The organism is Planococcus sp. A6 (assembly GCF_028823615.1).
GTDB lineage: Bacteria > Bacillota > Bacilli > Bacillales_A > Planococcaceae > Planococcus.
This window is the reverse complement of the sequence record NZ_JAPEHT010000121.1, coordinates 1-9,783: the sequence shown is the minus strand read 5'-3', so window position 1 is coordinate 9,783 and position 9,783 is coordinate 1. Positions and strand designations below refer to the sequence as shown.

Here is a 9,783-nt window from a genome sequence, read left to right as displayed (position 1 = left end):
AAGAGTTTTTTAATGTGGAAGAGAGCTGTAAAGATCGTGTAGTGGAGATTGCGCTTCAAGGGGCACGCTTGCCGAGGGGCGGGTGTTGAGCCAATGTGCCGCAAAAGACGCGACACATTTGTCTCGCCAGCCCGCGCGGTCCCTCAGGCGTCGGCCCCATTCCGCTTAATCTCTAGTTTTAGAGAGGAAATGAAATTCATGTAGCTTTGAAATTAGTGTGAATAGTTTTGTTCAACCTTGATCATGTCCAGCTAAGCATCAGCACCAGCGGATGATCAGGAGAAAATAACATACTTTGTCAATTACCAACTCCAGTGGAATGTAAAAGCCGAACCGCGTATACGGGCGAGCTGAAGCAATGAGACAAGTATTCTTCTTGGCTCATTGCGGGAGGCCAGCCCCAAGCGGGAGGCGGCTAATTGGTGAAGAATTATCTAAAGGCATTCTACTTCACCAGCTAGTGGATTAAATTGATGGATAGAGATATGCCATCTCGCTAGCTAGCAAAGTTAACTTTCCTGTCATACAAAGGTTTCCAACAACATGACAATAAAAAAAGCCCGCAAAAAATGCTGCGGGCACTTTAGGATTTCATTAAGTTTCATACACTGCTCAATTGTTTGCTGGCATTCGCCCGATACGCGGGGAAGAATGGTTCCGCCGCATTGGCTCTGGACTTTTTGCAGAGCTCTTCATAAATCTCGGCGTTCCAGATTTTCCGGCCGGTATAAAAGCGGAAGCCCGTATGCTGGCCGAACTTTTTCTTGAATTTGTAAAGTGGATCTTCCTCGTCATTTGTCCGGCCGCCCCCTGCATGGATCAGCTTGACGCCGTTCTCTTTGCCCCAACGCACAGCGCCGTATTGTAGAACGTAAATCGGCGACAGTTGATGGAAATCGTGGATAGTGCCCGAAAGATGCGTGTGCAAAATGCCGTCATACAGAAAGTGCAGCTCTGCAGCGATCACTTGCCCTTCATAAATGGCTTCAGCCAAGACAATTTTATCGGCGAATTTCAGCAGGCAGCTATCGAAGTACCTATCATCAAAGAAATAATAAGAATCGGCGTGGACACGGTTCATCGTTTCATAATAGATTTCCTTGAAACGACTCAAATCGCTAGGTGCCACGGTGATGCGGCACGTAACGCCTGCATTCAGCGAACGGCGCAAAGTTTTTCTGGCGGATTTCGAAAACTCGGACAACGCCTGCATTCAGCGAACGGCGCAAAGTTTTTCTGGCGGATTTCGAAAACTCGGACGCAACCGGATCGTCGAAGCCGTCGAGTGTCGTCCCGACGGTTTCGCGCTGGAACGTGACATCATAGCAATTGGAAAAGTCGCGAGCGTTGTCGAAGATCGGATGAAAGCGGACGAATTCGCTAACGATGCGGTGGTCCTCGCAGTATTCACGGAAAGCATGCTCAAAAGCACTGACCAAATCGGAATGGCACCCTGTCGCACAGCGCAAAATCCGCGGGCCGCCGTAACCATAAGGTGTGATGGCGTCATACCATCTCTCTCCGTGCACCATCATCGGAATTTCGCGTTTAATGAACAGATGCCTGATTTCGCCGTATGCGCTTTGGAACACGAATTCCTCGCATACTCCGTGCTCCATCCTTTCGTAAAGATTACCGTAAGCTTTTTCAAAAAACAGGTCATTCAATGGGTCCACTTCCTTTCATCATGTGCCGCCTAGACACGGCTCGCTTCCAAATGCTTTTTACAGCGGTAAGCCGGGAAATAATCGGTCGCTGCGTCGGCCGCATTGAGCTCGCATAATTTCCTATAGATCGGCTTGTTCCATATTTTCTTTCCGATATAGAAGTCAAAGCGGGTATTTTTGCCAAATTGCCTCTTGAACATCAGCAAATTATCATTCGGGTCGTTAGTCCTTCCACCCCCGTCATGAATCAGTCGATAACCGTTCGCTTTCCCCCAAACCGTCAGTGCATATTGCAGCATATAGGCAGGGTACGCGTGATTGTAATCGCTCAAAGTTCCTGACAGATGCGTGTGGAGGCGGTCTTCGTAGGCGAAGTTCAACCCCATGCCTATCACTTGCCCATCATAGATCGCTTTCGTCAACACGATGCGGTCGGCAAAATATTTCAGGCATTCCGTGAAATAATCTTCCTCGAAATAATAATAGGCATCCGCATTATTGCGGTTCATCGTTTCATGATAGATGTCTTTGAACTCGCCCAAGCTTACGGGATTTTCGATGATCTCATAAACCACGCCTGCCTCAAGCGCTTTGCGGATATTTTTCCGTGTCGATTTGGAAAACTCGCTTTGGACCGGGTCCTCGTAAGCAGCCAGGTTAGTCCCTACCGTCTCGCGCAAATAACGGACCTCATAGCAATCTTCAAAATCCAAGGCATTGCCGATGACTGGGTGGAACCGGACGAATTCACTGACGATGCCGTGTTCCGCGCAATATTCCCCGAAAGCTAGCTCGAACGCCTCCACCAATTGGGCTTTTCTTCCTTCTGCACATTTTTTGATGACCGGCCCTCCATAGCCATACGGAGTGACGATGTCGAAATATGGTCCACCTGTTACGGGAATCGGAATCTCACGGCGGATAAACTGATGACGCACACAGCCAAGCGGATGTTCAAACTCGAACACTTCGCACCGGCCATTCTCAATCACTTCGTACAATCGGCCGTAATTTTTTTCGAAAAACAAATCCTTCACATGCTAAACCCCATTTCTGCTTATGTTGTTTGTGCCTGCTCCCCCTCTGTTTTCTCTTTATCAGACCTCGCTCGCTTCTTTTACCGGCCGTTTCCGGTATGCAGGAAAGAACTCATCCCCTACGGCAGTGTTCGCTTCTTGGCAAAGCTTTCTGTACACCTCTTCGTTCCATACTTTTTGGCCGCTATAGAATGAAAACTTAGTATGGTGGGCAAATTGCTGTTTAAATCGAAGCAGGTTATCGTCCGGGCTATTTGTTCGCCCCCCTCCACCGTGGATGAGCTTGATGCCATGCTCTTTAGCCCACAACACCGTAGCGTATTGCATGATGTAAACCGGCGATAGATGATGAAATGCTTCATATGTTCCCGACAGATGCGTATGGATCAAATCATTGTAGACAAATTGCAATTCCATTCCGATCACTTCGCCCTCATACAGTGCTTCAACCAGCAATAATCTCTCCCCGAATGACTCGAGCAATTGAGTGAAATACTTTTCACTGAAGTAATAGAACGAATCGGCATGATTGCGGTCCATCGTTGCAAAATAAATCCGCTGGAACTCCCGCAGATCACGTGGCCCAAGCGTCACACTGAACTCAACGCCATCACGCAGCGCTTTGCGGATGTTCTTGCGGGCAGAAGCGCTGAACTCCGCTTCAACCGGATCGTCATAGGCATCGACCGTGGTTCCGACCGTGTCGCGCAGATAGCGCACTTCGTAGCTTTTTTCGAAATCCTTTGCATTACCGAGCACCGGATGGAACCGGATAAATTCACTGACCACGCCTTCTTCTTCGCAATACTCAGCAAATGCTTCCATAAACGCGGATGCCAGCTCTTCCCGATGTTCCGGCTCACAGCCCGTCATCAACGGCCCTCCATATCCGTAAGGCGTGACGATATCGAAGTAGCGATTAGACCCGAGCAATATCGGAATCTCCCGCTTGATGAACAGATGCCGGACACGCCCGAGCGAATGATTGAACTCGAATATTTGGCAAACACCTTTTTCTATTTCTTCGTACAACTTTCCATAACGTTCATCGAAATAAAGATCCCCCATCATCTTTTCCTTCTTTCTCGTTGTAAGTTGCGAATACTTCCCCCCAATGCCTGGTGGAGTTCCTGCCATCGCATGCACTCCTTTCCAAATAAAACCCTTCATTAGCCCCTATCCTAAAAGGCCCAGGTTAAAGACAGGTTAAACAAGCCTGGAATTTTTTAAGACTTATATATAGATAAAACTGCCCGAAAAGGGGACAACATTCTTTGCGAAAATGAAAAAATTTACTTAATATAGGAAATATAGAACTTTCAAAGAAGAGGTGCATACCGATGAAGCTTTATAAATGGCTCGGCAATGAACAAGAAACCGATACGCTGAAAAACAAAGGCTGGTTCGTTTTAAGAAGCGGCCGCGACGCAGCAGCCATCAATGAACAAGAAGTTCCGGCTGGCGATCAGATTGAATCTTACGAAGTGCTTGATCAAAAAGGGAAGCTCGAAGACGGGGCTTTCGCCGTATTCAATAACATTCCGGTCACTGAAGAAGGCCGCGAATTGTTCGAATCGCGCTTCCAGAACCGCGCCGGGCTCGTCGAAAAAGAACCGGGCTTCGCAGCGATCCGCATTTTGCGCCCGCTCGATTCCGATACGTATGTCATTCTCACGATGTGGGAAGACGAATCTGCCTTCACCACTTGGCAATCGTCCCAAGCTTACTCGCACGCACATAAAAAACGCGGTACATCAGAAGGCATCGACAAACGCCCGAACATCTTCCCGCGCCCATCGTTCGTCACCACTTATTCCAAATAAAAAAGAGGCTTCCAATTGGGAGCCTCTTTTTCTGTGGAGAAGTATGTGAGTTCATAGATATGTTTGAGTGACAGCGCATCATTTTTGAAACCTTTTTATTGACTGGGCGTGTCGCTTAGTAAAATCAGATTGTAGTGGAGTGAGTTGGATAAGAGAGTAAGAAGGATGGATTACTGAACTTTTCATCATAAACTAGTCGCCTTCCGCTTGGGGCTGGCCTCTCGCCTGTGGTTCGGCTTTTAGATTTCGTTGAACTTTTTGTGTGATGCAATATCTTTATCTATAGATTTCATCCACTGAGTGGGGACGCTTATTTAAACAAGAATGTCCTCAAGATACTTTATCTTTTTTCATTTCATTTTGAAGCGCTGCTAAAACTATTTACACTAACCCTTCAATAACAACTGCGTTTCATATCATCATGATAAAAATAAAAACCGCAGCAGCCGCTGCGGTTTAGCTCACTTTTTCTCCTGCCAGATAGCGGGCGAGCACCATGTCTTCACCGTTTTCCGAGACGACTTCCAGCGTCCGATTGATCTCGCGAATCGTCCCGTTCAACTCTTCAATCGTCTGGCACACGATATTGAAACGTCCTAGCATCTGTGAATAGGAGCCGGTCACTGTAATCTCATCGCCCACTTCTCGTGTCGGCACCCAGGAAATCACGGATGGCAAATCCAGGATTTCTTCCAAGCCCTTGATTTCACGTATGGTTCCCGGCCCTAGAAGCACCGATAGATTGCAGGATGGATAGCGCATGAACCCATCATCGAAATTGCTTAAATCATATCTTGAGATGTCTTCGCCGACCGCAAAATCAATCATCATCTCCAACAAGTTGACGTCCGTCTGGCGTTTAACAATCTGGTAATGCTGCTCCCCACTCAAGCGGTAGCCCATCTCGTAAATATAGAATTTTCCGCCCTCGTATAGCGACTGGATCAGTACAAGCCCGTTCTTGAGCCCCATGCCTCTCAACATGTCCCGTATATTGGCATCATGCTTTGAGACGAATTCAGCGAGATGGCTTGAAGGATAAATCGTTGCTACCGGCAATGGAGGGCTTTGGTGGCCCTGATTGTGGACAAAGCGGTCCGTGACGGCGGATAGAATGACCTCTCCGTTTTGCAAAGTGTAATACATCTCGACGCCGTGGTTCGTATCGATAAAGCGTTCGACGAGCACGCGGCCGTGACGCGAAAAGCGTTTTGCTTTTTCTACTGCATCATATAGTTCCACTTCATTTTGGCAGACCGTAATGCCTTTGCTGGCATAGCTGTCGACCGGTTTGACGATGACCGGATAACGCACCGGAACCCCATCGTCTTTTTCGTATTGTTCGATGACCGGCACATTGAATCTTCGGCAAAACTCCTTGAATCGATCTTTATTGGAACTGATCTCTAGATGTTCTTTTGTAGCATAAAACGGCAATTCAAGCCGGTCAGTCAGCAATTGGGCATTCCATGTGTTGATGTCGTCGAAAGCCGTCAGCACGCCATCGATTTGTTCTTGACGCGCCATGGCTTCCAAGGCGTCGATGTCTGCGGTGCTGATATGGTAAGCTTTGTCGGCGTTTTTCTTTGCCGGCGATTCCTCGTTGTTGTCCGTAACGATTGTGTAAAGTCCCATGTTCTTAGCAGTTTCGACTACATCGATCATATGCGTAATGCCGCCGAGAATAAGCAGCTTTTTCTGTCTTTCCACAGGAAACACCCCCTTCAGTCTATTCAGGTAATATTGACTAGGAATTTCTCGGATTGTATAAAACCCATCGATTTTCTTGTTTGTTTGTAGAACAAATTTACCAACCGGGGTATTGTTTTGTCAATCTGGAATTCTGAAAAAAATAATATTTCTTCCTATTTAAAAAGCTTTACCTCTTTTTAACCCGAAAACCCTATTGTGAAAGCAGATAGCATACCATTTATTTTAAGGAGGCAGAGAGCCATGGCAATACCTACTAAGCAAGCGGTTCCGGACATTTTCTTTACGTCCGAATGGAACGCAGCATACGCCGCACACGAGGGAGGAGAATTTCAGCAGTTTGAATGGAAAAGTGAGCTCGGGCACATTATCTATCCTTTCATCAAACGGCCGGTGCCGCTGTTAGAAGGCTGGTTCGATACGATTACCGCGTTCGGCCAAAGCGGCCCTGTTGTCATAAGTGGCGAAGAAAGCCAACGCCGCGCATTGGTCGACGAGTTCGATGCGGCATTCCAGGATTACTGCGAACAGCAGCACATCGTTTCCGAATACATCCGCTTCAGTTCCTGGATCAAGAATGCGGAAGACTTCTTCCCGCTCTATGGCCTTGATATGCGCGGCATCGTCATGTATATCGATTTGACTGTCGATGATCCCTTCCGCTTTGAATTTTCTTCCGCCGCCCGTCAGCAAGTGCGCCGTGCGTTGAAAAACGGCGTAACGGTGGAATATGATTTCACCGGGGACACATTGGATGATTTTTGCCGGCTATACGACCTCACAGCGGACCGCAATGAGTTTCCGGATCATTATTTATTCACCTCGGCCATGTTAAAGGAATCCTTTAAGTATCTGGAAGGCAAGCAATTTTTACTCAATGCGAAATACGACGGCAAGACTGTCTCCTCCGCATTGATCGTCCACCACGGCGACTATATGCATTACCATTTGGTCGCTAACGACCCCGAGTATTTCCGCTGTGCCGGAAATTCACTGATCATGGCGGAAGCGTGTCGCTACGGCAAAGAAAACGGCTTTTCCCAATTTCATCTAGGTGGTGCCTCAACAGAAGCCCTATACCGCTTTAAACGGCGGTTCACCAAAACGGAACCGCTCGAGATATTGACCGGCAAACGCATTCGCAATACCGATATGTACGGCAGGCTGACCGAGCTGAAACGCCTTCAAGCCGGCATCGAAAACACTGGTCATTTCCCTTTATACAGAGGTTGAAAAAGCGCTGGATCCTATATGGATCCGCGCTTTTTTTGTTTCACTTTCAAGGCATCAAAAAACAGCGGGCATACGCTCACGCTGTTTCATTGATACTATTACGAAGCATTCACTTTTGCGGGTTGGAAACGGGCCATGATCATATCTTGGCCGTCTTCTGAGCGGATGTCGAGCGTACGGTAAATCCGTTCGATCGTTTCGAGGAGTTCCTGTTGTGATTTTGCGACCACATTGAAACGGCCAAACATTTGCGAATAGGAGCCTGTCCGCTCAATCGTTTCGCCTTCGGAACGGTTAATGACACAAGAAATCACTTCAGGCATCGCTTTCACTGCCTCCAAGCCTCGGATTTCCGTAATCGTTCCCGGCCCGAGCAAAATCGGCAAATTAGCGGAAGGGTATGGCATCGGTGCATGGTCGAATTGTTCGATCGGATGGCTGGCCGTATCTTCGCCGACCGAGAAATCGAGCATCATCTCCAATAAATGGACGCCTGTCTGCTTGTGGATAATGTGGTAGTGCTGCTCGCCGCTGAAACGGAAGCCCATTTCGTATACATAGATCCTGCCCCCATCGTACATTGTCTGGATAAACACCAAACCGTTTTCGATGCCCATATTGCGGATCATCTTGCGCACTGTTGGATCGACTTCCTTTATATACTGCTGCTGATGCTGGGAGGGAAATAGCATTGCCACAGGCAGCGGCGGATGTTCTTTTGATTGCTTATGGGTAAAACGGTCCGTGACGGCAGTCAAGACGAGATGGCCATCCCGTGCGGTGTAAAATGCCTGAACACCGATATCCGAATCAACAAAACGCTCGAGCATAATCTTGCCCGTTTTTGATTCCCCGACTGCCTTTTCGACCCCCTTTGTAAGTTCGTCTTCTTCATAGCACACGGTGATCCCTTTGCTCGCGTAGCTATCAACCGGCTTGACGATGACCGGAAATTCCACCAGAGGGAGCTCAGGGTCCTGGGCTGGGTCACATTCATATTCTTCAATGACCGGCACGCCAAATGTCCGGCAATATTCCTTGAAACGGTCTTTATGCGAAGTGATTTCGAGCTGTGCGGGCGTGGCATAAAACGGCAAATGAAGCGTTTTACACAGCGCGACCGCATGCCATGTATTGATATCGTCAAAAGCCGTGAACACGCCATCGATCTGCTCTTTCCTGCCGATTTCAGCTAGCTTCTGGATATCCGCAGTACTGATGTCATACGATAGATCGGCAATTTTCTTCGCTGGCGAACCGACCATATTGTCGGTGACGATCGTGTAATAGCCCATGCGTTTGGCCGTCTCCACTACATTGACCATATGGAATGTGCCGCCAAGGATCAAAATTTTCTTTTTATCCATCTAAAACCCTCCACTTCGCAAAAATCATGTACATATAGTATAAGTGCTAATTCAAAATAACTAAATAATTCGATAAGCGTAATACAAAAATACCAATTAAAAACAGAAACGTCAATAAAAATCTGAAAATTCAGGTATAAAATACTTTTTAACTTAAAGGTGTCGTATGTGAAACCATCCAGCTTTTGTCGTTTCTGTTGTAATAGGCGGTGATTTTATAGCCGATCCCTGCCGGCGCGAGCACGCCTTCACTGCCTGGCCGGTTATTGACCTTGGCATTATCGCAGATAAGCCGCACTTCCTGTCCGCCGCTATGTTCGACAAAGATCTCCACTTCTTCGCTGAATTTATGGTTTGGTGGTGGCGGCAGCTTCACGGTTTCCGCCTGGGATGCGCCGTTTTTCTTATTAACTGTCATGCGCGGCTCATCTTTCATATCGAGCGGCGAGCGGCCGCCTTCAGGCACATACTGATGCAAACGCCCATTATAGAGGATGCTGGTCGTATCGTATTGGTACTCTTCATTATATAAAGAAGTGATCGAGGCAAGTCCATCCCCCATGCCGTCGCGCGGTTTCGCGAGGAGCGGCTCGATGATGCTAAGCCCTGCTGCATAATCGAGCAAGACATTCGCATAGCCATTGTTTTCGAAATAGCTATGGTTGATACTGCCGGAATACGCTGGTGTCGTATTGATCGCGCCGCTGCCGATATGGATGCCCGAGATGCCATTCGAATCGAAATTGCCGCCTTGAATATGATGGCCATACAACCCGCGCACCATCAGCCCGGTCGCTGCATTGCCGACAAAATGGCAATCGTAAATCCCGTAGACATTATTATCGCTGCCGCGGTCCGTCTGCAAGCCGCAGCCAAGATGGATTTTATACGGCGTTCCCGGGGAAACCGTCTCTTTCAAAGGCGGCGACACGGTGATGCTGCGCGG

Annotated in this window: 9 protein-coding genes; 2 read left to right on the top strand and 7 right to left on the bottom strand. The window is 48.0% G+C overall.

The genetic code is table 11. The features are described 5' to 3' along the window. Positions 1-601 precede the first annotated feature (601 nt). The 4 genes from ON064_RS14860 to ON064_RS14845 are packed head-to-tail and all read right to left on the bottom strand — an operon-like array spanning position 602 to position 3,841. Positions 602-1,204: a GNAT family N-acetyltransferase gene (locus ON064_RS14860; protein ID WP_274625384.1), complete on the bottom strand. Its 603-nt coding sequence runs from the start codon at positions 1,202-1,204 to the stop codon at positions 602-604. Further along, positions 1,119-1,667 (bottom strand): hypothetical protein, encoded by a 549-nt coding sequence (locus tag ON064_RS14855; RefSeq protein ID WP_274625383.1) that lies wholly within the window; start codon positions 1,665-1,667, stop codon positions 1,119-1,121. The genes ON064_RS14860 and ON064_RS14855 overlap by 86 nt, the downstream gene beginning before the upstream one ends. A gap of 29 nt (positions 1,668-1,696) precedes the next feature. Beyond that, positions 1,697-2,704 carry a GNAT family N-acetyltransferase gene (locus ON064_RS14850; protein ID WP_274625382.1) on the bottom strand — a complete coding sequence of 336 codons (1,008 nt, stop codon included), beginning with the start codon at positions 2,702-2,704 and terminating at the stop codon, positions 1,697-1,699. A gap of 60 nt (positions 2,705-2,764) precedes the next feature. Beyond that, complete coding sequence (locus tag ON064_RS14845; protein WP_274625381.1) at positions 2,765-3,841, bottom strand: GNAT family N-acetyltransferase; 1,077 nt, start codon at positions 3,839-3,841, stop codon at positions 2,765-2,767. A 203-nt stretch (positions 3,842-4,044) separates the two neighbouring features. On the opposite strand from ON064_RS14845, the gene ON064_RS14840 reads away from it, so the two are divergent. Continuing rightward, on the top strand, positions 4,045-4,527 hold the full coding sequence (locus ON064_RS14840) for an antibiotic biosynthesis monooxygenase family protein (protein ID WP_274625380.1): 483 nt from the start codon (positions 4,045-4,047) through the stop codon (positions 4,525-4,527). Between the two features lie 456 nt (positions 4,528-4,983). On the opposite strand, the gene ON064_RS14835 is transcribed toward ON064_RS14840, so the two are convergent. Next, entirely contained in the window at positions 4,984-6,237 is a 1,254-nt protein-coding gene (locus ON064_RS14835) for an ATP-grasp domain-containing protein (protein WP_274625379.1), read from the bottom strand. Positions 6,238-6,480: 243 nt separating this feature from the next. Here ON064_RS14835 and ON064_RS14830 point away from each other — a divergent pair, with 243 nt between their 5' ends. Next, entirely contained in the window at positions 6,481-7,470 is a 990-nt protein-coding gene (locus tag ON064_RS14830) for a GNAT family N-acetyltransferase (protein ID WP_274625378.1), read from the top strand. Between the two features lie 98 nt (positions 7,471-7,568). Here the strand turns inward: ON064_RS14830 and ON064_RS14825 are convergent, their stop codons facing one another. Next, on the bottom strand, positions 7,569-8,837 hold the full coding sequence (locus tag ON064_RS14825) for an ATP-grasp domain-containing protein (protein WP_274625377.1): 1,269 nt from the start codon (positions 8,835-8,837) through the stop codon (positions 7,569-7,571). Positions 8,838-8,985: 148 nt separating this feature from the next. Then, positions 8,986-9,783 (bottom strand): right-handed parallel beta-helix repeat-containing protein (locus ON064_RS14820; RefSeq protein WP_274625376.1); only part of this gene is annotated, 798 nt, incomplete at its 5' end.

Excerpts from the sequence above, each read along its gene's own strand:
- ON064_RS14845 (WP_274625381.1), bottom strand. The coding sequence starts at position 3,841 with ATGGCAGGAACTCCACCAGGCATTGGGGGGAAGTATTCGCAACTTACA.
- ON064_RS14840 (WP_274625380.1), top strand. The coding sequence starts at position 4,045 with ATGAAGCTTTATAAATGGCTCGGCAATGAACAAGAAACCGATACGCTG.
- ON064_RS14830 (WP_274625378.1), top strand. The coding sequence starts at position 6,481 with ATGGCAATACCTACTAAGCAAGCGGTTCCGGACATTTTCTTTACGTCC.
- ON064_RS14825 (WP_274625377.1), bottom strand. The coding sequence starts at position 8,837 with ATGGATAAAAAGAAAATTTTGATCCTTGGCGGCACATTCCATATGGTC.